Source organism: Malikia sp., from assembly GCF_028687635.1.
In the GTDB taxonomy this organism is placed as follows: domain Bacteria; phylum Pseudomonadota; class Gammaproteobacteria; order Burkholderiales; family Burkholderiaceae_C; genus Malikia.
In genome coordinates this window covers 172955-197474 of sequence record NZ_JAQTZS010000005.1, presented here as the reverse complement: position 1 = coordinate 197474, position 24520 = coordinate 172955, and the positions used below count along the sequence as shown (strand labels likewise).

Sequence of the window (24520 nt, the reverse complement as noted above, 5' to 3'; positions counted from 1 at the left end):
GCACGCTGGTCGTGGTCGCCTTCTACCTGATCGCCCAGATGGTGGGTGCCGGCCAGCTGATCAAGCTGCTGTTCGGCCTCGACTACTGGATGGCGGTGGTGATCGTCGGCGCGCTGATGATGGTCTACGTGCTGTTCGGCGGCATGACCGCAACCACCTGGGTGCAGATCATCAAGGCCTGCCTGCTGCTGTCGGGTGTGACCTTCATGGCCATCATGGTGATGGCGCAGTACGGCTTCTCGCTCGAAGCGCTGTTCGCCAAGGGCGTCGAGGTCAAGACCGCGATCGCCGCCAACGCCGGCAAGACCCCGGAAGAGGCCGCTGCGGCCGGTCTGTCCATCATGGGCCCGGGTGGCTTCATCAAGGACCCGATCTCCGCGATCAGCTTCGGCATGGCGCTGATGTTCGGTACCGCCGGTCTGCCGCATATCCTGATGCGCTTCTTCACCGTGCCCGATGCCAAGGAAGCCCGCAAGTCGGTGTTCTGGGCCACCACCTGGATCGGCTACTTCTACGTGCTGATCTTCATCATCGGCTTCGGCGCCATCACCCTGGTGTTGACCAACCCCGAGATGGCTGACGTCGTCAAGGGCGTGATCCTGGGCGGTGCCGGTACCGCCAACATGGCAGCCGTGCTGGTCGCCAAGACCGTCGGCGGCAACGTGTTCTACGGCTTCATCTCGGCCGTGGCCTTCGCGACCATCCTGGCCGTGGTGGCTGGCCTGACCCTGTCGGGTGCCTCCGCCGTCTCGCATGACCTCTACGCCACCGTGTTCAAGAAGGGCAATGCCGACAGCGCTGCCGAGCTCAAGGTCTCGCGCATCACCACCCTGGCCCTCGGCGTGCTGGCCGTGACCCTGGGCATCGCCTTCGAGAAGCAGAACATCGCCTTCATGGTCTCGCTGGCCTTCGCGATCGCGGCTTCGGCCAACTTCCCGGTGCTCTTCATGAGCGTGCTGTGGAAGGATTGCACCACCAAGGGCGCCGTGATCGGCGGCTTCCTGGGCCTGTTCTCCTCGGTCGCGCTGACCGTCGTCTCGCCCTCGGTGTGGGAAGCCACGCTGGGCAACCCCAAGGGTTCGGCCTGGTTCCCGTACAGCTCGCCGGCGCTGTTCTCGATGACCATCGGCTTCGTCGGCATCTGGCTGTTCTCGGTCCTCGACCGCAGCCAGGACGCCACCAACGAGCGCGCCGCCTTCGCCGTGCAGAAGGTCCGCTCCGAGACCGGCCTGGGTGCCTCGGGCGCATCGGGTCACTGAGCCGCTGCTTTCACCGTCCGGGAGTCATCCTGGCGGTGCAAACAGGAACCGGGCTGGCTGAAAGCCCGGTTTTTTTATTGGCGTTGCGCCGGTGATGATGACGGCTCAGTGGCCAGGCGGAATTCAAACCGCTGCCATTTGCCTGAGCTTGATGAAGGCCAGCGCCGTCAGCACGGCGCGGTCGAGCGGATCGGGTGACTCGCGCTCGGGCAGGTCCAGCGCCTGCAGCATCGTCGAATAGCGCAGGTCGATGTTGACGCCGTCCTGCTGGTAGGGCGGCAGCTGGCGCAGGCGCCAGTCATAGTAGAGCGACGAGACTTCCAGCTGCTCCTGCGGCAGCCCGATCCCGATCAGCGGCTTGACGATCTGCTCCAGCATGGCGCAGTCGAATTCGAGGTAGTAGCCCAGCAGCGGACGGCTGCCGATGAAATGCAGCAGCGCCTTGGCCGCCTCTGCCGCCGGCAAATCCTGCGCGAGGTCCTGTTCGCGCAGCCCGTGGCGGCGCAGGGCTTCAGTGGCGACCCGGCCGTCGGGTCCGTCGGGGCGCAGCAGCAGCTCCAGCCGCTCGCTGCTCAGCACCCGGTGGCCGCGCACGCGCACCGCGCAGAGCGCCAGCACCCGGTCTTTTTCCTGGTCATGGCCGGTGGTCGCGCAGGCCAGCGAGACCCATTCGTTTTCTGGCGCGGGATCGAACAGGAAGCCGTAGCTGGCATCGCCGAGGTGGCGCAGCCGCCATTCGCGCCTCAACGCACCGGCCAGGCGGGAGGGAAGCAGCGGGTGCTCCATCACATCGCGTCCAGGTGGAAGCGCAGCCGCAGCAGGGCCTTGAAGCGCTTGACGGCGGCCAGCGTGTCCTTGAGCAGGTCGCGCTCGAGCGCGCTCAGCTTGGCCGGGTCGATGCGCCCGCTGACCGCGCGCCCGGTGTCGAGCTCGGCCAGCCCGGCCTTGAGCTTGAGTCCCATGAAGAAGCTCAGACAATCGGTCAGCTCCGATCCCATCTTGGCGTCCAGGGTGCCGTCGGCCACCAGCGCCGCGATGCGGGCGGCGGTGCCGGTCTCGGCCAGCCGACGCGCCAGCGCCAGGCTGCGGATGCCATGCACCAGCGGGAAGATGCCTTCCTTCTTGAGGTCGAGTCCGGCGTCGGCATCGCCGAGCGAGAACAGCTTGTTCCACCAGCCCTGGCTCTCGCCGAAGGCCGTGATCACCGAGGCAAAGCGCCCCAGCACCAGCTGGTTGTCGGGGGCCAGCGCCAGCACGGCCTCGCGCGCCTGCCGCAGCAGCTCGGCGTCGCCGCAGACCGCGTGCGCATCCATGAAGATCGCCAGCTTCATCAGGCTGTCGGGGTCGGGCAGGATCAGCCACTCGCGCGCCTGGCGCGAGAAATCGGCCAGCGGCGCGCGCCAGTCGGGGTTGCTGACCATGATGCGGCCCGGACATTCGGGGTAGCCGAAACTCGCCAGCGCCTGCGAGAAGCGCTCGCAGATCGCGCCCAGCTCGACCGGGGGTGCGTAGCCGTCGCGCAGGATCAGGCCGTTGTCCTGATCGGTCTTGAGCAGCTGCTCGCCACGGCCCTCGCTGCCCATCACGAACAGGCAGCTGTTGGCGACCAGCTCAGGCGGCGCGATCATCTGCCAGGCGCGCTCGAACAGTTGCGCGTTGAGCTGCTGCACCAGTTTGGCGATCAGCGTCACCCGCATGCCGCTGCGCTGCATCAGCGTGATCATGCGCGTGATCTGCGCGGCGGCCTGGCTCAGCGCCGCCAGGTCCCGGGCCTGCTCGATCTGCACGCTGATCAGGTGCGAATGGTTGGACAGGAAGCTGAACAGGTCGAGCGCTTCGAGCACGCCGACGATGAGCTGGCCGTCGAGCACCACCACCCGGTGTGCGCGGTGACTCAGCATCAGCGTCATCGCGTCGCCGATCTGGTCCGAGCGCTGCACCGTCAGCAGCGGGTAGTCGGCCAGGTCACCGACCGGCAGCTCATCCAGCGGGCGTCCGTCGAGGATGGCTGGCGCGAGTCTGGCGACGGTGAAGATACCCAGCCGGGGTGGGTCGCTGCTCACGTCGCGCACCAGCACGTTGTGGGTGCGCTCGGTATGCAGGATGCGTGCGACCGAGACGATGTCGTCGCGCGCATCGACCTCGCGCGCCGGTCGCAGGTAGGCCTCGTCCACCCGCGCCAGCGTCAGCGCCTGCAGCTGATGCTGGTCCTGGCGCCGCGACAGGGCGCCCAGGCGCTGGCCCAGGTCGGCAAACAGCAGCGCGCTGAAGCCCGCGTTCGAAGCGATCAGCTCGGTCACCGCCTGCTGCTTGAGCTCGTAGGCCACCACCTCCCCGGCGGCGACGAAGCGGTCGCTGACCTTGCCCGCCAGCAGCGCGCGGCCATCGAAGCAGTCGTCCGGGCCGAAGGTCGCGACGAGCTCCTCGCCGTCCCACTGCGCCACATGGCCCTTGATCACGACGAACAGATGGGTCGGTGCCATGCCGGGGGCCAGCAGGGTCTCGCCCTCGCGGTAATAGCCCAGGTCCACGCTGTGGCGCACCAGGCGGCGCTCATCGGGTGTCAGGCAGTCGAACGGGGAGGCGGAAAAGTTGAAGGCGTCGGGCATGTGGGGAGTCAGCTCAGCGTGCGATCTTGCTGCTGACATTCTGCACCCGGGCGAGCGAATCCTGCCCTCGGTTTGCACAGTAAGAGGGGGGTAAGCGCTGCGGATGCACAATGCAGACCGGGTTGGCGTCAAGCACGTCAACGATGCAAGACGGAGACCGGGCATGAAGCAGAAACTGGAGTCGCAACGCCTGCTGGCGCTGTTCGTGGCTGGCTGCCTGCTGCTCAACTACCCCCTGATCGCGCTCTGGAACCGCGAGGCGCTGCTCTGGGGGCTGCCGCTGTTTCCGCTGGCGCTGTTCGTGCTCTGGGCCCTGCTGATCGCGGCGCTGGCCTGGCTCATGGAGCGCCGACCGGACTGAGTCCGGCTGGCCGGGACCCCGCATGTCGCCGCTGCTGATCGTCGCTGTCTCGCTGGCCTATCTGCTGGTGCTGTTCGCCGTCGCGGCCTACGGCGACCGGCGCGCGGCCGCTGGCCGGTCGGTCATCGCCAGTCCCTGGGTCTACGCGCTCTCGATCGCGGTCTATTGCAGCGCCTGGACCTATTTCGGCAGCGTGGGCCGTGCCGCCAGCAGCGGCGTCTGGTTCCTGCCGATCTATCTGGGTCCGATGCTGGCCATGGTGCTGGCCTGGCTGGTGCTGCGCAAGATGCTGCGCATCGCCAAGCGCTACCGCATCACCTCGATCGCCGACTTCATCGCCAGCCGCTACGGCAAGAGTCCCTTGCTGGCCGGACTGGTCACGCTGATCACGGTGGTCGGCATCGTGCCCTACATCGCGCTGCAGCTCAAGGGCGTCTCGGTCGCCTACGATGTCCTGACGGCCGTGGCTGGCGCCCAGGCCCAGCCGCGCGCCTGGTGGCAGGAAAGCACCCTCTACCTGGCGCTGGCGCTGGCCGGCTTCACCATGGTGTTCGGCGCGCGCCACCTCGACAGCAGCGAGCGCCACGAGGGCATGGTGGCGGCGGTCGCCTTCGAGTCGGTCGTCAAGCTGCTGGCCTTCCTGGCCATCGGTGGCTATGTCAGCTGGGGCCTGTTCGACGGCCTCGGCGACCTCTTCGAGCGCGCCCTGGCCAGGCCCGAGCTGGCCAGCCTGTTCGCGCCAGGCCTGGACGGTGGATTCGACCACCCGCAATGGTTCGCGCTGACGCTGCTGGCCATGCTGTCGGTGCTGCTGCTGCCGCGCCAGTTCCAGATCATGGTGGTCGAGAACGTCGACGAGCGCCACCTGCGGCGCGCCGCCTGGGTCTTTCCGCTCTACCTGCTGCTGATCAACCTGTTCGTGCTGCCGATCGCACTCGGTGGCCTGCTGCATTTCGGCCCCGGCCAGGCCGACCCCGAGACCTTCGTGCTTTCGCTGCCGCTGAGCCAGGGTCAGCCGGCGCTGGCGCTGCTGGCCTTCGTCGGCGGCCTGTCGGCGGCCACCGGCATGGTGATCGTCGAGACCATCGCCGTCTCGACCATGGTCTGCAACGACCTGGTGGTGCCGGTGCTGCTGCGCACGCGCCGCTGGTCCGAGGGCGGGCACGACCTGACGCGCGCCATCCTCAACACGCGCCGCCTCGCCATCCTGGCCGTGCTGCTGCTGGGCTACTGCTATTTCCGCCTGGCTGGCGAGGCCTACGCCCTGGTCAGCATCGGCCTGATCAGCTTCGCGGCGGTGGCCCAGTTCGCGCCGGCGCTGCTGGGCGGCATGTACTGGCGTGGCGCCACCCGCCCTGGCGCGCTGGCCGGCCTGCTGGCGGGCTTCGCGCTCTGGAGCTACACGCTGATGCTGCCTTCTCTGGCCAAGTCGGGCTGGCTGCCGGACACCTTCCTGCGCGAGGGGCTCTGGGGGCTGGCCTGGCTCAGGCCGGAGGCGCTGCTGGGCTTGTCGGGATTCGACAACCTGACCCATTCGCTGTTCTGGAGCCTGCTGTGCAACGTTGGTCTCTATGTCGGTGTCTCGCTCTGGCGCAGTCCCTCGGTGGCCGAGGCCAGCCAGGCGTTGCTGTTCGTCGACGTCTTCGAGCGCAGCAGCCAGCTGCAGCCGGTGTTCTGGCGCGGCCAGGCCAGCGTCGCCAGCCTGCTGGCGCTGGCCGAGCGTTTCCTCGGCGCCGGGCGGGCGCGCGAACTGTTCGAGCGTTTCGCCCGCCAGCACGGGGTTGACCGCATCGAGCAACTGCAGGCCGATGCCGAACTGGTCCACTTCGTCGAGACCCAGCTCACCGGCGCGATCGGCAGCGCCTCGGCCCGTGTCATGGTGGCCTCGGTGGTCGAGGAGGAGGCGCTGGCGCTGGATGACCTGCTCGACATGGTCGAGGAGGCCAAGCGCCTGCTGCTGCACTCGCGCGAGCTGGAGGAAAAATCGCTCTCGCTCGAACGCGCCAGCGCCGAACTGCGCGCGGCCAACGAACAGCTCAAGAGCCTGGATCGGCTCAAGGACGACTTCATGTCCTCCGTCACCCATGAGCTGCGCACGCCGCTGACCTCGATCCGTGCGCTGGCGGAGCTGATGCTGGATGACGCGCGACAGGGTGATGCCGGCGCCGAATCGATGGACCGCCAGCAGCGCGAGACCTTCCTGGGCCTCATCGTGGCCGAGACCGAGCGCCTGGGCCGGCTCGTCAACCAGGTGCTCGACCTGGCCAAGATCGAGTCCGGTCATGCCGAGTGGCACAACACCGAGCTCGACCTGGCCGAGCTGATCCGCCGCAGCGCGCAGACCGTCGCCGAACTGCTGCGCGAGCGTGGCGCCGAGCTCGAACTGGACCTGCCCGAGCAGCCCGTGACCCTACGCGCCGACGCCGACCGCCTGACCCAGGTGATGCTGAACCTGCTCTCGAACGCGGTCAAGTTCGTGCCCACCGGCAGCGGCCGCATCCGGGTCAGTCTGATGCAAAGCGGCGACCGCGTGCAGGTCGAAGTGCAGGACAATGGACCCGGGGTGGCGCCTGAGCAGCAGGCCCTGGTGTTCGAGAAGTTTCGCCAGGGCGGCGACAGCAGCCACCGGCCGCAGGGCACTGGCCTGGGCCTGCCGATCAGCCGCCAGCTCGTCGAGCATTTCGGCGGCCAGCTGTGGCTGCGCTCTTCACCGGGGCAGGGCGCCTGCTTCGGTTTCTGGCTGCCCCTGGTCACCCCCAATAACAACAAGCCTGGAGACCGCGCATGAGCGCCAAGATACTGATCGCCGACGACGAGCCCAACATCCTGCTCTCGCTTGAATTCCTGATGAAGCGCGAGGGCTACCAGGTGCTGGTCGCGCGCGACGGGCAGGAGGCGCTCGACGCCATCCTGCAGCAGCGGCCCGACCTGGTGCTGCTCGACGTCATGATGCCGATCAAGAGCGGCTTCGACGTGCTGCAGGCCGTGCGCGAGCGCGACGAGCTGTCGGCGCTGCGCATCCTGATGCTGACCGCCAAGGGCCGCGACACCGACATGGCCAAGGGTCTGGCGCTGGGCGCCAATGACTACATGACCAAGCCCTTCTCGACCCGGGAACTGGTCGACAAGGTGCGCGGCCTGCTCGGAGCCGGCGCATGATCAGGCCGGGCCGGACCGACCGGCGCCTGTGGCTGATGCTGGCGGTGGCCGCCGTCGCCTCGGTCGCCTGGCTGGCGCTGACCTTCGCGCTGGTCGCGCTGACCCTGGACCCGGTCCAGCGCGAGGCGGCCCTTGAGCTGATCGGCCCGCACCTGGTGGCGGTCGGGCTGACCTGGGCTGGCGGCATCGCGGCGATTGCCTACGGGCTCAAGCGCTGGTTCGATTTCTGGGTCACCCCCTCGGTCCGCCTGGCCGAGGAGGCGCAGATCCTGCTGCGCACCGACGTGGTCCGCGAGCTGGCGCCGGCGGGCAACCCCGAGACGCGCGCGCTCACCGTGCTGTTCAACCAGCTGGTGGAGCAGCGCGAGACCCTACGGCGCGAGATGGACGCCAAGGTCCAGGCCGCCGCCCAGCGCATCGAGCAGGAAAAGTCGCGCCTGGCCGCGCTGATGTCCGAGCTGACCCAGAGCGTGGTGGTCTGCAACCTCGAAGGCCGCATCCTGCTCTACAACCAGCGCGCCCGCGCCCAGTTCCAGGCCCTGGCGGAATCGGCCCGCCCGGCGGGCTCAGCGGATACGGCCGGCCTGCTGGGCCTGGGCCGCTCCATTCATGACCTGTTCGACCGCAAGCTGGTCGCGCACGCGCTGGAGACCGTGCGCCAGCGCATGCGGCGCGGTGCCGCCCAGCCCTCGGCCCAGTTCGTCACGCTCACGCCTGCGGGCCAGCTGCTGCGGGTCCAGCTCGCGCCGGTGCGTCAGCCGCTTGATGCTGGTCCGGGTGCCGGCTCGGACGCCGCGCAGGAGATCGCGGGCTATGTGCTGATGCTCGACGACGTGATGCCCGATTACGAGCAGGAGGCCGCGCGCGACCGGGCGCTGCTGGCGCTGACCGAGGGCAGCCGGGCCTCGCTGGCCAACATCCAGGCAGCGGTCGAGATGCTGGATTTTCCCGATCTGGAGCCCGCCATGCGCGAGCGCTTCCTGCGAGTCGTGCGCGACGAGGTGCTGGCCATGGGCGAACGCCTCAAGCCGCTGATGAGCCAGGCCTCCGAGCGCGTGGCCAGCCGCTGGCCGATGGAGGACATGCTGGGCAGCGATTTCGTTGCCGCCGCGCAGCGCCGCATCGCCGAGCAGGCCGGCTTGTCGGCGCGCGAGGCCGAGGTCGATGTCAGCGCCTGGTTGCGCATCGAGAGCTACAGCCTGCTGCAGGCACTGGTCTATCTCTCGGCCCGGTTGCAGGAGGAGTTCGATGTGCGTTTCGTCCAGCTCCGCTTGCAGCCCGCGCCGCAAGGGCCGTCCAAGGTCCACCTCGACCTGATGTGGATCGGCCCCGCGATCAGCACCGAGACCGTCATGGGTTGGGAGCTCGACCCGGTGCGCATCGGGTCGGAGAGCCACGCCTTCTCGGTGCGCGACGTGGTCGAGCGCCACGGCGGCGCGCTCTGGTTCGAGCGCGACCGCGCCCGGCACCTGTCCTTCTTCCGCTTCCTGCTGCCCGGCGTCTCGCCCCGGCAGGCCCAGGCGCAGCGGGCCGCCGAGGCCCCGGGGCGGCCCGAGTTCTACGATTTCGACCTGTTCAGCCGCTCGGAACAGGCCAGCGCGCTCGACGACCGGCCGCTGACCGCGCTGTCCTACACCGTGTTCGACACCGAGACCACCGGGCTGAACCCGACCGGCGGCGACGAGATCCTGCAGATCGGCGCCGTTCGCATCGTCAACGGCAGGCTGTTGCGCCAGGAAACCTACGACCAGCTGGTCGATCCGCAGTGCATGATCCCGCCGGCCGGCATCCCCATCCACGGCATCGAACAGGGCATGGTCCGGGGCCAGCCGACGATAGATCAGGTGCTGCCGGTGTTCCACGCCTTCACGCGCGACACCGTGCTGGTCGGCCACAACGCCGCGTTCGACCTGCGCTTCCTCCAACTCAAGGAGGCCAGCAGCGGCATCCTGTTCGACCAGCCCGTGCTCGACACCCTGCTGCTGTCGGCGCTGGTGCACCCGAGCCAGGAATCGCACCGGATCGAGGCCATCGCGCAGCGCTTCAACATCGCGGTGACGGGGCGCCACAACGCGTTGGGCGACGCCATCGTCACGGCCGAGATCTTCCTGCGGCTGATTCCGCTGCTGGCCGAGAAGGGCATCCACACCCTGGGCCAGGCCAGGGCCGCCGCGCAGCAGACCTACTACGCCAGGCTCAAGTACTGAAGGTCTGGGGTCCGGGTCGGGGAGGCGCCGGGCTCCTCATGGTGCGAGCACAAATCGTCACCCGGCGCCTCCCCGACCCGGACCTTCTCACGCGGCTTGACTTGCGCCTATTGCCCTTGCAGTATGAGCAGTGGGAAACCGCATCAGTGGCGTCGATTGGCCACTTCAAAAGCGGGGCGGCATCCGAAAAGCCATACGAGTAGGAACGCTAGCAAACAGGGAGAAAAACATGACATGCACTTCAGGATCGGTTCAGAGCGTCGCTGACAAGACCGTGGCGGCTAAAAGTCAAATCGACAAGCTGCAGGCAATGATCCTGGCTCAGGAGACTGACAACAAGGCCAGGTTCTACGCCGAGATAGCAGGCCACTTGAAAGATGCCGGCGTGACGGACGCCCGTGAGCTTTCCTACAGTTCGGACATCAAGACCGAGTACACCAGCGAGTTCAGCCTGGACAAGATCGCGGCTGTCGTGACCAAGTCACTGACCGCCATCGCGGCGGCGCAAAACCCGGCTGCCCAGAAGCCGGCCATGAGCCCGGAGGCCATTCAGGCCTACACCGATGTGGTCAACACGGTCGCCGAGGCCGCCAAGTCTTCATCGACCTCGTCGGCGAGCCTGTCGTTCTCCATGAACCGCTTGTCTCCCGGCCTTTTTGCCTTCCTGTACGCGTCGTCAATCAACATCAAGGACGTGGACACTTTCGGCAGCGAAGCCGTCACGGCGACCGCCATCTATTACCGGTTCATGGAGAGCATCGATGACTTGAAGTCCGAGGCCAGTTTCGGTGCGGCTGTCATCGATGCCAAGAGTTTCATCAACATGAAAACCATCCAGGCCGGACTCACCGATGATCTCGCCAACGGCAAGATCGACATCGATGAATGGATGAAGAAGGACGCCCAGTTCACCGAGGCGGTCAACAGGACCAGGGCTCGCCTCGGTGCCGACAGCTTCAAAGTCGGCGTGTATCTTTTTGCGCCGAGGCAGGCCGGCAAGGAGTCATTGGCGAACCAGCAAGTGGTTCGGGCTTCCATCCTGAAACTGTCCGCGATGGGAGCGGCCTACCGGCATGTGGTCGAGACCTCCAAGACACGCCTGGCGAGCTCCTATTACTGAAGCCGCCCAGCCTGAAAATCAATAGTCGAGGCGCTCGGGCTTGACTTCCTGCAGGATGATGGTCGAGATCTCCTCGATCGACTTGCTGGTGGTCGACATCCAGCGCACGCCGGCGCGCCGCATCATGGCCTCGGCCTCGTTGACCTCGTAGCGGCAGTTGAGCAGGCTGGCGTAGCGCGAGTTGGCCTTGCGCTCATTCCGAATTTCGCTCAGGCGCTCGGGGTTGATGGTCAGGCCGAACAGCTTCTTCTTGTGCGGCACCAGCGCGGGCGGCAGCTGGCGGCGCTCGAAGTCCTCCGGAATCAGCGGATAGTTCGAGACCTTGAGCCCGAACTGCATCGCGAGATAGAGCGAGGTCGGTGTCTTGCCGCTGCGGCTGACGCCGATCAGGATCAGGTCGGAGTTGTCCAGGTCGACATGGGTCTGGCCGTCGTCGTGCGCGAGCGTGAAGTTGATCGCCTCGATCCGGTCGTGGTATTCCTTGCTGCGCGTGACGTCCGAGAAGCGCCCGACCCGGTGATTCGACTTGATGCCGATCTCGGCCTCGATCGGCGCGATGAAGGTGCCGAACATGTCGATCAGCATGCCCTTGCAATCGGACTTGAGCACCGCGAGCACGTCCATGTTGACCACGGTCGTGAACACCAGCGGGCGGGCGCCGTCGACCTGGGCCGTGTGGTTGATCTGGCGCACCGCGTTGTGCGCCTTGTCCACGCTGTCGACGAAGGGCAGGCGGATGCGGTGCGGCTTGATCTCGAACTGCGCCAGGATGGCGTTGGCGAAGGTCTCGGCCGTGATGCCGGTGCCGTCGGAAATGAAGAAAGCGGTGCGGTGCGGCATCTGGTACTTACCCTCGGTTCGATTGTCGCGAAACGGACGGCGCGCGGCCCGCGCGGCCCCTACAATGTTTCGGATTATCGCGATTTGCGACGCCTGGCCGCAGGTCGACGCGCACAACAAGACAACGATGTGTCGCTGCGGTCCGGGCGCACCTGTTTTTCAACATCAACGGAGCTAATCCATGTCTCAACTGTTCAGCCCGACCGCCCTGGTCGTGCCCTTCGAGCATCTCAGAATGACCGACGTCGAGGTCGTCGGCGGCAAGAACGCCAGCCTGGGCGAGATGATCTCGCAGCTGCCCGAGGGCGTGCGGGTGCCGACCGGCTTCGCGACCACGGCGCATGCCTTCCGCGAGTTCCTGGCCTTCGAAGGCCTGGCCGACAAGATCAGCGCCAGGCTGGCCGCGCTCGACACCGAGGACGTGCGCGAGCTGGCCCGGGTCGGCGCCGAGATCCGCACCATGGTCGAGGCCCAGCCCTTCCCGGCCGACCTCGAACAGGCCATCCGCGACGCCTACATCACCCTGAACGGCGACAGCGCGACCGCGACCTACGCGGTGCGTTCCTCCGCCACCGCCGAGGACCTGCCCGATGCGTCCTTCGCCGGCCAGCAGGAGACCTTCCTCAACGTGCACGGCATCGAGGAAGTGCTGCACAAGATGAAGGAGGTGTTCGCCAGCCTCTACAACGACCGCGCCATCAGCTACCGCGTGCACAAGGGCTTCGAGCACGACGTGGTCGCGCTGTCGGCCGGCGTGCAGCGCATGGTGCGCTCCGACCTGGGTGCTGCCGGCGTGATGTTCACCATCGACACCGAGAGCGGCTTCGAGGACGTGGTCTTCATCACCTCCAGCTACGGCTTGGGCGAGACCGTGGTGCAGGGCGCCGTCAATCCCGACGAGTTCTATGTCCACAAGCCGATGCTCAAGGCCGGCAAGCAGGCGCTGATCCGCCGCAACCTCGGCAGCAAGCTGATCGAGATGGTCTTTGCCTCGCCCGAGGAAAAGGCCGCCAGCGGCAAGCTGGTCAAGACCGTCGAGGTGCCGGTCGAGCAGCGCAACCGCTATTCGCTGACCGACGCCGATGTGCTCGAACTGGCACGTTACGCCGTGGTGATCGAGCAGCATTACGGCCGCCCGATGGACATCGAGTGGGGCAAGGACGGCAACGACGGCCAACTCTACATCCTGCAGGCCCGCCCCGAGACGGTCAAGAGCCAGTCCGCCGGCCAGGTCGAGCTGCGCTACAAGCTGGTTGGCAAGGGCGCCGTGCTGGCCTCGGGCCGCGCGATCGGCCAGAAGATCGGCACCGGCCCGGTGCGTCTGGTGCACAACATCAGCGAGATGGACAAGGTCCAGCCCGGCGACGTGCTGGTGACCGACATGACCGACCCGAACTGGGAGCCGGTCATGAAGCGCGCCAGCGCGATCGTGACCAACCGTGGTGGCCGCACCTGCCACGCCGCGATCATCGCGCGCGAGCTGGGCATCCCGGCCGTGGTCGGCTGTGGCGACGCGACCGAGACGCTGAAGGACGGCACGCTGGTGACAGTGAGCTGCGCCGAGGGCGACACCGGCAACATCTACGACGGCCTGCTCGAGACCGAGGTCAGCGAGGTCAGCCGTGGCCAGATGCCCGAGCTCGACGTCAAGATCATGATGAACGTCGGCAACCCGCAGCTGGCCTTCGACTTCGCCCAGATCCCCAACGGTGGCGTCGGCCTGGCGCGGCTCGAGTTCATCATCAACAACAACATCGGCGTGCACCCGAAGGCGATCCTGGACTACCCGGCGATTGACGCCGACCTCAAGAAGGCGGTCGAGTCGGTCGCGCGCGGCCACGCCAGCCCGCGTGCCTTCTACGTCGACAAGGTCGCCGAGGGCGTGGCCACCATCGCCGCCGCCTTCTGGCCCAAGCCGGTGATCGTGCGCCTGTCCGACTTCAAGAGCAACGAGTACCGCAAGCTCGTCGGCGGCAGCCGCTACGAGCCCGACGAGGAAAACCCGATGCTGGGCTTCCGTGGCGCGGCGCGCTACATCAGCGAGGAGTTCGGCGAGGCCTTCGCTATGGAATGCGAGGCCATCAAGCGCGTGCGTGAAACCATGGGCCTGACCAATGTCCAGGTCATGGTGCCCTTCGTGCGCACCCTGAAGCAGGCCGAGCGCGTGGTCGAGCTGCTGGCCAAGTTTGGCTTGAAGCGCGGCGAGCACGAGCTCAAGCTGATCATGATGTGCGAGATCCCGAGCAACGCCATCCTGGCCGAGCAGTACCTGCGGTTCTTCGACGGCTTCTCGATCGGCTCCAACGACCTGACCCAGCTGACCCTGGGCCTGGACCGCGACTCAGGGCTCGAGCTGCTGGCGCACGACTTCGACGAGCGCGACCCGGCCGTCACCGCGCTGATCAGCATGGCGATCAAGGCCTGCCGCGCGCAGGGCAAGTACATCGGCATCTGCGGCCAGGGCCCCAGCGACCACCCGGACTTCGCCGAATGGCTGCGCGACCAGGGCATCAGCTCGATCTCGCTCAATCCCGACTCGGTGATCGACACCTGGAAGCAGTTGGCGGGCTGATCGCTACTTTGTGCCGGGCCTGCCGAGGGCCTGGTTCTGACCGGCAACAGGGCCGGCTCGCGTCTGTCTGGGCGCGGGCCGGCCTTTCAACATTCAGGGCATCGCGAAGGAAATTGCCGGCTTGAAGAAGAATTGCTTTAAACTTATCAAGTTTACATTGACCTGATGTCGAACCGACGCCAAGCCCTCCTTTATCCGATTTCCCTCACATGCTCGACGACATCAAGAAAACCCTCTGGGCCGCGGCCGACAAGCTGCGCGCCAACATGGACGCGGCCGAATACAAGCACCTGGTGCTGGGCCTGATCTTCCTCAAGTACGTCAGCGACACCTTCACCGCGCGCCAGGCCGAAGTTCAAGCCCGGCTGCAGAACCCGGACGACGAATTCCATTACCCCGACGCGACGCCTGAAGACCTGGCCGCCGAGCTGGAAGACCGCGACTACTACAAGAGCGCCAACGTGTTCTGGGTGCCCGAGGGCGCGCGCTGGGAGACACTGCGCGCGCTGGCCAAGAACCCCGAGATCGGCAAGTTCATCGACAACGCGCTGACCATCATCGAGGGCGAGAACCCCAAGCTCAAGGGCATCCTCGACAAGCGCTACGCCCGCGCGCAGTTGCCCGATGGCAAGCTGGGCGAGCTGGTGGACATGATCTCGACCATCGGCTTCGGCACCGATGCGGCGGTGGCGCGCGACGTGCTGGGCCAGGTCTACGAATACTTCCTGGGCATGTTCGCTAGCGCCGAAGGCAAGCGCGGCGGCCAGTTCTACACGCCTGCCAGCATCGTCAAGACGCTGGTCGCGGTGCTGGCCCCGCACCAGGGCCAGGTCTACGACCCCTGCTGCGGCTCGGGCGGCATGTTCGTGCAGAGCGAGAAGTTCATCGAGGCCCACGGCGGGCGGATTGGTGACGTGTCGATCTATGGCCAGGAAGCCAACCCGACCACCTGGCGGCTGGCGGCGATGAACCTGGCGATCCGCGGCATCGACTTCAACCTGGGCCACGAGCCGGGCGACACCTTCACGCGCAACCAGCACCCGGACCTGCGCGCCGACTTCATCCTGGCCAACCCGCCGTTCAACATCAGCGACTGGTGGCACGGCAGCCTGGAGGGCGACCCGCGCTGGCAGTACGGCGACCCGCCGCAGGGCAACGCCAACTACGCCTGGCTGCAGCACATGCTGCACCACCTCAAGCCCACCGGCCGCGCCGGCATCGTGCTGGCCAACGGCAGCATGTCGAGCAGCCAGAACAACGAGGGCGTGATCCGGGCCGCCATGGTCGAAGCCGATGTGGTCGAGGTGATGATCGCGCTGCCGGGACAACTGTTCTTCAACACCCAGATCCCGGCCTGCCTGTGGTTTCTGGCCAAGCAGAAGAAGTGCAAGGACGAGGTGCTGTTCATCGACGCGCGCAAGCAGGCCAAGATGATCAGCCGCGTGCAGGCCGAGCTGGACGACGACGCCATCCAGCGCATTGCCGAGACCGTGGCCGCGTGGCGCGGCGAGGTGGAAGCGGGCGCGAGCATCACCGAGTACCAAGACCAGCCGGGCTTTTGCCGCAGCGTGCCGCTGGCCGAGATCGCCCAGCACGGCCATGTGCTGACCCCGGGCCGCTACGTGGGTGCCGAGGCGGTCGAGGACGACGACGAAGCCTTCGACGACAAGATGCGCCAGCTGACCGAGAAGCTGGGCGAGCAGATGGCCAAGGGTGCCGAGCTGGATGCGCTGATCAGGCGGAAGCTGGGAGGGCTGGGGTATGAGTTCTGAAGTTCAGCAACACACACTCGAATCCCTTTGCCTGCTTGTAGTGGATTGTCCGCATGCCACCCCTGCGTGGACGAATTCAGGCGTAGTGGTGCTTCGCAACCAGAACATTAAAGGCGGCAGGCTCGACCTCTCGAGTCCGAGTTTTACCGATGAGGCTCACTACCTAGGTCGAATCCGACGTGCAGCACCGCAAGCTGGGGACTTGGTCATTACCCGCGAAGCACCCATGGGCGAGGTATGCCAGATTCCTCTTGGCCTAAAGTGCTGCCTTGGCCAGCGACAGGTATTACTTCGCCCTGACCCGGACAAGGTTGATGGCCGGTTCTTGCTGTACGCGCTTCAGTCCCCCTATCTGCAGCATCAGATTGGATGGAACGAAGGTACTGGCTCCACTGTCAGCAACCTTCGTATTCCAGTTCTGGAAGCGCTTCGTGTGCCGACCCCAGCGCTCCATATTCAGAAGGAAGTTGCCGAAACTCTCGGCGCGATAGACGACCGCATCACCCTCCTGCGTGAAACCAACGCCACGCTCGAAGCCATCGCCCAAGCGCTGTTCAAGTCGTGGTTCGTCGATTTCGACCCCGTGCGCGCCAAGATGGAAGGCAGCACCCCCGAAGGCATGATTGATGCCACGGCGGCGCTGTTCCCTGACAGCTTCGAGGAGACGGAGTTGGGGGTGGTGCCGAGGGGGTGGCGGCTGCTGCCTTTGGCCGAAGCCATGGAGATCAACCCGACGCGCAAGCTCAAGAAGGGTGAACTGGCTCCTTATCTCGACATGGCGAGCGTAGGCACACAGGGTCATGTCGCTGATGCGACTGTTCCGCGCGAGATGGGATCGGGCAGCAAATTCGTCAATGGCGATACGCTGTTGGCGCGCATCACTCCTTGCCTGGAGAACGGAAAAACAGCTTTCGTTGACTTTCTCTCGGAGGGGCAAACCGGCTGGGGCTCGACAGAGTTTGTCGTGCTGCGTCCAAAGGCGCCGCTTCCTGACTATTTCGCTTACCTCTTGTGTCGTCATGGTGCTTTCCGTGAGTTCGCAATACAGAGCATGTCCGGCACCAGTGGTCGCCAACGTATACAGAATGACGTGCTCGGTCGCTACCTTGTAGCGGTGCCAACACAGGCAATAGCGGAGGCATTCGGACAGACGGCGTCGGCCCTGCAGCAACGCATCGCCGGTAACCATGCGAGCAGCCAAACCCTCGCCACCCTGCGCGACACCCTGCTGCCCCGCCTGATTTTCGGCCAGCTCCAGCTACCGGAAGTCCAAGACCTACTCGACAATGCAGCTTGTCCCGCGCGCTCGCGGACCAACGACTCGGAGCCTGAGCATGCAGATTGAATCGATCGAAATCAAGAACTACCGGCTGTTCCGCCATGCCAAGCTGAGCAGCATTTCCCGTCTTTGTGTGTTGGTGGGTGCCAATGGCACCGGAAAATCCACGCTTTTTGACGTGTTTTCGTTCCTCAAGGACGCCTTGGCCATGAACGTGAGCAAGGCGGTGAGCAAGCGTGGCGGTTTCAAGGAGTTGGCCAGTAGGGGATTTGCGCAGGAGCCCATTGAGCTGACCCTGCAGTTCCGGCTAGACATCACAGGCAAGGAGCGTCTGGTCACCTATTTGCTGCGCGTGGAGCCCGACAAGACCGGCCGCGCCGTGGTGGCGCGCGAGATTCTGCGCTACAAGCGCGGCGCGAATGGCAAGCCGTTCCACTTCCTGGACTTCACGCTAGGCGAGGGCTACGCCATCACCAACGAGGAAGATTTCTCCAAGCAAGACGAGGAGTTGGCACGAGAGGTGCAGACGCTGGATGCACCGGATATCCTGGCCGTCAAGGGCCTGGGACAGTTTGACCGCTTCAAGGCGGCCAGCGCCTTGCGCTTGATGATCGAGAACTGGCATATCTCGGATTTTCACGTGTCCGAGGCTCGACCCAGCCAGGAAGATGGTTTTGCTGAACATCTGTCCACCCGTGGCGACAATTTGCCACTGGTGGCCAACTTCCTGTTCGAGCATCACCCCGTGGCTTTTTCGCGCATTTTGGCCGCCATGAAATCCCGGGTACCAGGGGTTTCCTTGGTGGAGCCGAGGCAAACCGAGGATGGACGCCTGGTGCTGCGCTTCCAGGATGGCAGCTTCAAGGACCCCTTCGTTGCGCGCCATGTCTCGGACGGAACGATCAAGATGTTCGCTTATCTGGTGCTGCTCAACGATCCCCAGCCTTATCCCTTGCTGGCGGTGGAGGAGCCCGAAAATCAACTCTACCCCGAACTGTTACCCGAGCTGGCCGAGGAGTTCCGCTCCTACGCTAGGCGCGGTGGGCAGGTCTTTATCTCGTCCCATTCACCAGACTTTCTAAATGCGTTGAATCTGGAAGAGATTTATTGCCTGCGAAAGGCAGAGGGTTTTACAAAGATCAGTCGTGCGGTTGATTCGGCGAACTTGAGGGCTCTGGTCGACGCAGGTGACTTGCCGGGTTGGCTTTGGAAGCAGGGGCTGCTGGAAGGGCTCAATTGATGATGGGTCGCCTGGTTTTTTTGCTGGAAGAGCCGTCGATGAAGCTGCTGCTTGAGGGCTTGTTGCCGCGCCTGATGCCAGGCTGGGTGGCCGGGCAGCATTTCTTGTGTGTGGCACACCAGGGTAAGTCAGACCTGGACCTGAGCATTCCGCGCAAACTGAGTGCTTGGCAGTATCCGGGCGATCGTTTTGTGATTGTCCGTGATAACGATGCCGCTGATTGTGTGGCCGTGCTGAAGAAGATCAAAGGCCTTTGCGCGGCAGCCGGACGGCCTGATACCTTGGTGCGCTTGGCCTGCCAAGAGCTGGAGGCTTGGTACTTGGGCGATCTGGAGGCGGTGGCTGCGGCATTTGAACAACCCAAGGCCAATACTCCGGCTCTACGAAAGAAGTTTGCCCACCCAGATTCATGGGAAAAACCCTCCGTCGAGTTGAAGCGCCTGATTCCCAGTTTCCAGAAAGGTGCCGGCGCTCGCGCCATGGCGCAGCACTTGCGGGGGGCGGAACATAACCGTTCTCACAGCTATGGCAAGTTCGTGTCTGGCGTGCAACGAGTGTTGAGCGAGATGGGCTCGTCCTCGACATGACCGAAGACCAACTCGAACAGGAAACCCTGGGCTGGCTGTCCGAGCTGGGCTATGCGGTCCACAGCGGCTACGACATCGCCCACGACGGCCCCAACCCGCAGCGCGCCAACTACCGCGAGGTGGTGCTGACCGGCCGCCTGCGCGAGGCCATCGCGCGCCTGAACCCCCAGGTGCCCACCGCCGCCCGCGAGGACGCCCTGCGTCAGGTGCTCGACCTGGGCATCCCGTCGCTGCTATCGGCCAACCGCGCCTTCCACAAGCTGCTGGTCGGCGGCGTGCCGGTGCAGTACCAGCGCGACGGCGAGACGGTGGGCGACTTCGTGCGCCTGCTCGACTGGTCGGACGCATCGCGCAACGAATACTGGGCCGTCAACCAGTTTTCCATCAAGGGCGCGCACCACACGCGCCGGCCCGACATCATCCTGTTCGTCAACGGCCTGCCGCTGGTGCTGATCGAGCTCAAGAACCCCGCCGACGAAGCGGCCGACATCTGGAAGGCGTACGACCAGCTCCAGACCTACAAGGCGCAGATCCCCGATGTGTTCCAGTACAACGAAGTGCTGGTGATCTCGGACGGCAGCGACGCGCGGCTGGGCTCGCTGTCGGCCAACGCCGAGCGCTTCCAGCAGTGGCGCACCATCGACGGCGTCAACCTCGACCCGCTGGGCCAGTTCAACGAGCTCGAAACCCTGGTGCGCGGCGCGCTGGCACCGCGCTATCTGCTCGACTACCTGCGCTACTTCGTGCTGTTCGAGGACGACGGCCAGCTGGTCAAGAAGATCGCTGGCTACCACCAGTTCCATGCGGTGCGCGCCGCCATCGAGCATGTGGTGACCGCATCCCGCCCGGACAGTGCCGTCAGCCTGCGCGGCAAGGGCGGCGTGGTCTGGCACACCCAGGGCAGCGGCAAGAGCATCACCATGACCTGCTTCGCCGCGCGCGTGATGCAGGAACCTGCGATGGCCAACCCGACCATCGTCGTCATCACCGACCGCAACGACCTCGACGGCCAATTGTTCGGGGTCTTCAGCTTGGGCGCCGACCTGCTGCGCGAGACGCCGGTGCAGGCGACCACCCGGCAGGAGCTGCGCCGACTGCTGGGCCAGCGGCCCTCGGGCGGCATCATCTTCGCCACCATCCAGAAGTTCATGCCGGGCGAGGACGAGGACCTGTTCCCGGTGCTGTCCGAGCGGCACAACATCGTCGTGGTGGCCGACGAGGCACACCGTACCCAGTACGGTTTCCAGGCCAAGCTCAGGACGCACAAGGTTTCGGCCGCCAGCTTCGGTGCCCTGACCAGCAGCGACGGCGACAACGCCCATGCAGCCGCCAGCGCCGAATTCGCCCCGCCCGAGTACAAGACCCGCTACCAGGCGGGCTATGCCCAGCATCTGCGCGACGCGTTGCCGAACGCCACCTTTGTCGCCTTCACCGGCACGCCAGTGTCCAGCACCGACCGCGACACCCGCGCCGTGTTCGGCGACTACATCCATGTCTACGACATGCAGCAGGCCCGCGAGGATGGCGCCACGGTCGCGATCTACTACGAGAGCCGTCTCGCCAAGCTCAAGCTGAAACAGGAAGACCTGTCGCTGATCGACGACGAGGTCGATGAACTGGCCGAGGACGAGGAGGAAGGCACCCAGGCCCGGCTCAAGAGCCGCTGGGCTGCGCTGGAGAAGGTGGTCGGCGCCGAGCCGCGCGTGGCCAGCGTCGCGGCCGACCTGGTGGCCCATTTCGAGCAGCGCAACCAGGCCCAGGACGGCAAGGCCATGGTCGTGACCATGAGCCGTGACATCTGCGTGCACCTCTACAACGAGATCGTCAAGCTCAAACCTGAATGGCACAGCGACGACCCCGAGCTGGGCGCGATCAAGATCATCATGACCGGCAGCGCGAGCGACAAGGCGCTGCTGCGCCCGCACATCTACGGCAGCCAGATCAAGAAGCGGCTGGAGAAGCGCTTCAAGGACCCGGCCGACCCGCTGCGCCTGGTCATCGTGCGCGACATGTGGCTGACCGGCTTCGACGCCCCCTGCGTCCACACCATGTACGTGGACAAGCCGATGAAGGGCCACAACCTGATGCAGGCCATCGCGCGCGTCAACCGGGTCTTCAAGGACAAGCAGGGCGGCCTGGTGGTGGACTACATCGGCATCGGCAATGAGCTCAAAGCCGCGATGAAGGAATACACCGCCAGCAAGGGCCGGGGCCGCCCGACGGTGGACGCCCATGAAGCCTTGTCCGTGCTGCTGGAGAAGCTCGACGTGCTGCAGGCCATGCTGCACGGCTTCGATTACAGCGGCTTCAAGACCGGTGGCCACAAGACGCTGGCGGGTGCAGCCAACCATGTGCTGGGCCTGAAGTCAGAAACCAAGGACAAGAGCGGCAACTCGGTCCGCGACGGCAAGAAGCGCTTCGCCGACGTGGCGCTGGCCATGAGCAAGGCGTTCAGCCTGTGCTGCACGCTGGACGAAGCCAAGGCGGTGCGCGACGAGGTGGCCTTCCTGCAGGCGGTCAAGGTCATCCTGACCAAGCGCGACATCAGCCAGCAGAAGAAGACCGATGAGCAGTGCGACCTCGCCATCCGCCAGATCATCAACCAGGCGGTGGTCAGCGAGTCGGTGGTGGACATCTTCGACGCCGTGGGCCTGGAGAAACCCAACATCGGACTGCTCGACGAGGAGTTCCTGGCCCAGGTCAAGAACCTGCCCGAGAAGAACCTGGCGGTCGAGCTGCTGGAGCGCCTGCTGGAAGGCGAGATCAAGGCCAAGTTCGCCACCAACGTCGTGCAGCAGAAGAAGTTCAGCGACCTGCTCTCCAGCGTCATCACCCGCTACCAGAACCGCAGCATCGAGACCGCGCAGGTGATGGAAGAGCTGGTCGAAATGGCCAAGAAGTTCAAGGCCGCTGCCAGCCGGGGCGAGCAACTTGGCCTGAGCGACGACGAGGTCAAGTTCTATGACGCGCTGGCCAACAACGAATCTGCAGTCAAGGAACTGACCGACGAGACGCTCAAGAAGATCGCCCACGAGCTGACCGAGAACCTGAAGAAGAACATCAGCGTGGATTGGGCCCAGCGCGAGAGCGTGCGCGCCACCTTGCGCCTGATGGTCAAGCGGGTGCTGCGCAAGTACAAGTACCCGCCCGACCAGGCCGAGGAGGCGGTGGAGCTGGTGCTGCAGCAGGTGGAGACGCTGGGGGAAGCCTGGGTGTGATGCCCTTGGTCACAGACCGCAGGGCATGGTGACACCGCGCTTCGCGAGTGCTGCGGTGAAGACGCGCCAGCCGTCGGCGATTTCGGGCAGGGGATTGTGACCGCGCTTGCCGCCATCAAAGTAGCAGAACTTCTCAATGGCGGTCTGCTTGATCGCGCGCGGGTTCTTGATCTCGGGCGAAGTGCTGTCGAGCAGCTTGAGATCAATGCCAGCCTCGACCAAATAGGCCGGAATGTAGAAATCGATGCCATCCAATGCCATGTGCAATGCCGAACCCGAGAATGGGTCGACATAGTTGATATCGGCACCGCGCTCGACCAGTAGCTTGATCACCGGCAGGTTCCTGCCCATGATGGCCGCCTGCAGCATGGAGCGGTCGTGATAGACGCCGCTGGGTGGAAACCAGTTCGGGCTGATGCCGTGCGCCAGCAGCACCTTGACCACCTCGGGGTCGGCGTTGTTGCGCGCAACGGCGTAATGCGGCACGGTCTTGCCATTCGACAACATCGAGACCGGATCGGCACCGGCCTTGAGCAGCAATTCCATCACCTGTGGCGCGTTGCGACGCGCGCGCAGCGCGTATTGCGTCACTGTCATCCCTTCCTGGCCGACGAACTTCACCGGCGCCCCGGCCTGGATCAGCTGCTGGATACGCGCGAGGTCGCCATCTTGCGCGGCATTGGCCAGCTGGGCGACCCGCGGGTCGGCGAATACCTTGTCGGTCGTGATCATGGCTTGTCCTGTGATGGGGTTGAGCAGCCAGCCGCTGGCGGCAAGCAGCACAAGGCGGCCGACTCGGCAGATGTGATTGTGGATGGAGTTCATGATGTCCTCGCTAGGCCCGGGTCGGCCCGATATAGTCGCTTGCGGGGCCGGGCTGTCCGGTGCTGGCAAGCAACTTGTTGATGTCGCCGGCCTTGCGGGTTTCCAGGCCATGAATCACGCCGCCGATGCCATGCTGCTGCTCGAACGGCGTGTCGCGGCCCTGCGCGGTCTTGCTCGCGATGCCGCGTACTTCACCGAGTGCTGGCGGCAGATACCACTGGCCGCCGCTGTAGGCCAGATTGCGCGCGGCTTCCTGCGGCGTGACCTTGAGAACACGCTCGGCCAAGCCGCGCGCCAGGCCCTGCACCGATTCCGTCAACAAACCCAGCGGGTCTTTGAGGCCGAGCTCGTTGAGCGCCCACTGGTTAGCCTGGACCAGCTTCTGCAGGCCCTGGGCGCCACCGTAGAGCTTCTGTTGCAGCGCAAGTGAATTCTGTACCCCGGTCAGCGGGTCGCCACCGCCTTCGCCTTCGGTGCGGTATTGTTGGAAGCGGCCGGCATAGGCTGCAAGTTCTTCCGGCAACATCCCGGCTGTCTTCGGGTGCAGTCCGGCCGAGTTGAACATGCTGCCCTGGAGCTCACCCGCTACGCCAGCGGCCTGCGCCTTGCCACCGCCGAGCGAGTGGCCGGTGACCGCGGCGTCGGGCATGAACTTGTGTAACTGCTTGCCGAGGTCGGTCGCAGCCTTGTATTGCTCGGTTTCGAGTCCAAGTGCTTGGTCATGGTCAGTCAGGATGTCCTCTGCCTCGCCAGTCGTGCCCCGAAATGCGACCACGGTCTTGGGATCGAAGGGGAAATCGGGCGGCAGTTTGTAGACCACCGCCTTGGCATCATCGAGGAGCTTAGGACTCAAGCCTGCATCCTTGACCTGCTGCTTCGTCATCGCCTGCCACGGCTCCGGTGGCTTCTTCTGCTTCGGTCCCGCCTTCGGGTCGTATTGCGCGTAGCTGTTGTCCGACAGCCTGGCCAGTTCGACCGCGTGCATGTCGGCTTTCAGCCGCTGGGCCGCATCGCGCACGGTCGGGTCGGGGTTGCGCTCGCCATGCAGGATGAGACGCTGGCGCTTCTCGATGCGCAGCCGGCGTGCCAACGCAGAGCTCTCGTCCAGACAGGGCAGGCAGGGCTGGCCAGCGGCGCGCTGAGGCAGGAAAGTCTTTTGCAGCTGATCGCTGGCGTCTTGAATGGCGCTCCCCACCGCCCGGTTGCGCTGCACCGTTGCGTAGGCAGCGGCACCGAGCACCGCAGCACCGGCAGTTCCCACGGCCGTTCCGGCAACAATACCCGCAGCGCCCATCTTGCTTGACACCAGGTCGACTGCAGCACGCGCTAGCTGCGCTGCCTTGTCCACCGCACTGGCACCCATCTGCGCGAGCGCGCGCGCCGAGTCGACCTCGGCCTGGGTACTCGCCAGCAATGCCTCATGCATCCCAGCCCCGAAATCCTTCATGCTTCCCCTCCCTCGCAGCGAGGCG

The 24520-nt window shown here is 65.4% G+C and carries 17 protein-coding genes; 12 read left to right on the top strand and 5 right to left on the bottom strand.

Annotated features, from left to right (window positions below):
• The coding region (gene actP, locus PHR85_RS05715) for a cation acetate symporter (RefSeq protein WP_300051602.1) at positions 1 to 1259 on the top strand (1259 nt) is incomplete at its 5' end.
• Positions 1260 to 1382: 123 nt separating this feature from the next.
• On the opposite strand, the gene PHR85_RS05710 is transcribed toward actP, so the two are convergent.
• Together PHR85_RS05710 and PHR85_RS05705 are read right to left on the bottom strand one after the other, a co-directional pair.
• Positions 1383 to 2045, bottom strand: a complete 663-nt coding sequence (locus PHR85_RS05710; protein ID WP_300051599.1) for a 3'-5' exonuclease — start codon at positions 2043 to 2045, stop codon at positions 1383 to 1385.
• Positions 2045 to 3868, bottom strand: a complete 1824-nt coding sequence (locus tag PHR85_RS05705) for a DUF294 nucleotidyltransferase-like domain-containing protein (RefSeq protein ID WP_300051596.1) — start codon at positions 3866 to 3868, stop codon at positions 2045 to 2047. Before PHR85_RS05705 ends, PHR85_RS05710 begins: the two co-directional genes overlap by 1 nt.
• 163 nt (positions 3869 to 4031) lie before the next feature.
• On the opposite strand from PHR85_RS05705, the gene PHR85_RS05700 reads away from it, so the two are divergent.
• From PHR85_RS05700 to PHR85_RS05680, 5 genes are all read left to right on the top strand, one after another.
• Positions 4032 to 4229: a hypothetical protein gene (locus PHR85_RS05700; protein ID WP_300051593.1), complete on the top strand. Its 198-nt coding sequence runs from the start codon at positions 4032 to 4034 to the stop codon at positions 4227 to 4229.
• Positions 4230 to 4251: 22 nt separating this feature from the next.
• Positions 4252 to 7017 (top strand): sensor histidine kinase, encoded by a 2766-nt coding sequence (locus PHR85_RS05695; protein ID WP_300051591.1) that lies wholly within the window; start codon positions 4252 to 4254, stop codon positions 7015 to 7017.
• The gene (locus PHR85_RS05690) at positions 7014 to 7388 is read left to right on the top strand and encodes a response regulator transcription factor (RefSeq protein WP_300051589.1); all 375 of its coding nucleotides are present in this window, start codon (positions 7014 to 7016) and stop codon (positions 7386 to 7388) included. The genes PHR85_RS05695 and PHR85_RS05690 overlap by 4 nt, the downstream gene beginning before the upstream one ends.
• Entirely contained in the window at positions 7385 to 9595 is a 2211-nt protein-coding gene (locus PHR85_RS05685; RefSeq protein WP_300051586.1) for an exonuclease domain-containing protein, read from the top strand. Before PHR85_RS05690 ends, PHR85_RS05685 begins: the two co-directional genes overlap by 4 nt.
• Positions 9596 to 9869: 274 nt before the next feature.
• Entirely contained in the window at positions 9870 to 10715 is an 846-nt protein-coding gene (locus PHR85_RS05680; RefSeq protein ID WP_300051584.1) for a hypothetical protein, read from the top strand.
• An 18-nt stretch (positions 10716 to 10733) separates the two neighbouring features.
• Here the strand turns inward: PHR85_RS05680 and PHR85_RS05675 are convergent, their stop codons facing one another.
• Entirely contained in the window at positions 10734 to 11555 is an 822-nt protein-coding gene (locus tag PHR85_RS05675; RefSeq protein ID WP_300051582.1) for a pyruvate, water dikinase regulatory protein, read from the bottom strand.
• Between the two features lie 181 nt (positions 11556 to 11736).
• Here PHR85_RS05675 and ppsA point away from each other — a divergent pair, with 181 nt between their 5' ends.
• The 6 genes from ppsA (at position 11737) to PHR85_RS05645 (ending at position 22223) form a co-directional block, all read left to right on the top strand.
• The gene (ppsA, locus tag PHR85_RS05670; protein WP_300051580.1) at positions 11737 to 14127 is read left to right on the top strand and encodes a phosphoenolpyruvate synthase; all 2391 of its coding nucleotides are present in this window, start codon (positions 11737 to 11739) and stop codon (positions 14125 to 14127) included.
• Between the two features lie 209 nt (positions 14128 to 14336).
• Entirely contained in the window at positions 14337 to 15899 is a 1563-nt protein-coding gene (locus PHR85_RS05665; protein ID WP_300051578.1) for a class I SAM-dependent DNA methyltransferase, read from the top strand.
• Positions 15889 to 17244 (top strand): restriction endonuclease subunit S, encoded by a 1356-nt coding sequence (locus tag PHR85_RS05660; protein WP_300051576.1) that lies wholly within the window; start codon positions 15889 to 15891, stop codon positions 17242 to 17244. Before PHR85_RS05665 ends, PHR85_RS05660 begins: the two co-directional genes overlap by 11 nt.
• Positions 17234 to 18418: an AAA family ATPase gene (locus PHR85_RS05655; protein WP_300051574.1), complete on the top strand. Its 1185-nt coding sequence runs from the start codon at positions 17234 to 17236 to the stop codon at positions 18416 to 18418. Before PHR85_RS05660 ends, PHR85_RS05655 begins: the two co-directional genes overlap by 11 nt.
• A 38-nt stretch (positions 18419 to 18456) precedes the next feature.
• A complete protein-coding gene (locus tag PHR85_RS05650; protein ID WP_300051571.1) occupies positions 18457 to 19005 on the top strand; it encodes a DUF4276 family protein in 549 nt (182 codons plus the stop codon).
• Positions 19002 to 22223: a type I restriction endonuclease subunit R gene (locus tag PHR85_RS05645; protein WP_300051568.1), complete on the top strand. Its 3222-nt coding sequence runs from the start codon at positions 19002 to 19004 to the stop codon at positions 22221 to 22223. Before PHR85_RS05650 ends, PHR85_RS05645 begins: the two co-directional genes overlap by 4 nt.
• Positions 22224 to 22232: 9 nt before the next feature.
• On the opposite strand, the gene PHR85_RS05640 is transcribed toward PHR85_RS05645, so the two are convergent.
• Both PHR85_RS05640 and PHR85_RS05635 read right to left on the bottom strand, forming a co-directional pair.
• Positions 22233 to 23048 (bottom strand): ankyrin repeat domain-containing protein, encoded by an 816-nt coding sequence (locus PHR85_RS05640; RefSeq protein ID WP_300051566.1) that lies wholly within the window; start codon positions 23046 to 23048, stop codon positions 22233 to 22235.
• 10 nt (positions 23049 to 23058) lie between these two features.
• Positions 23059 to 24495 (bottom strand): hypothetical protein, encoded by a 1437-nt coding sequence (locus PHR85_RS05635; RefSeq protein ID WP_300051563.1) that lies wholly within the window; start codon positions 24493 to 24495, stop codon positions 23059 to 23061.
• Between the last annotated feature and the right edge of the window lie 25 nt (positions 24496 to 24520).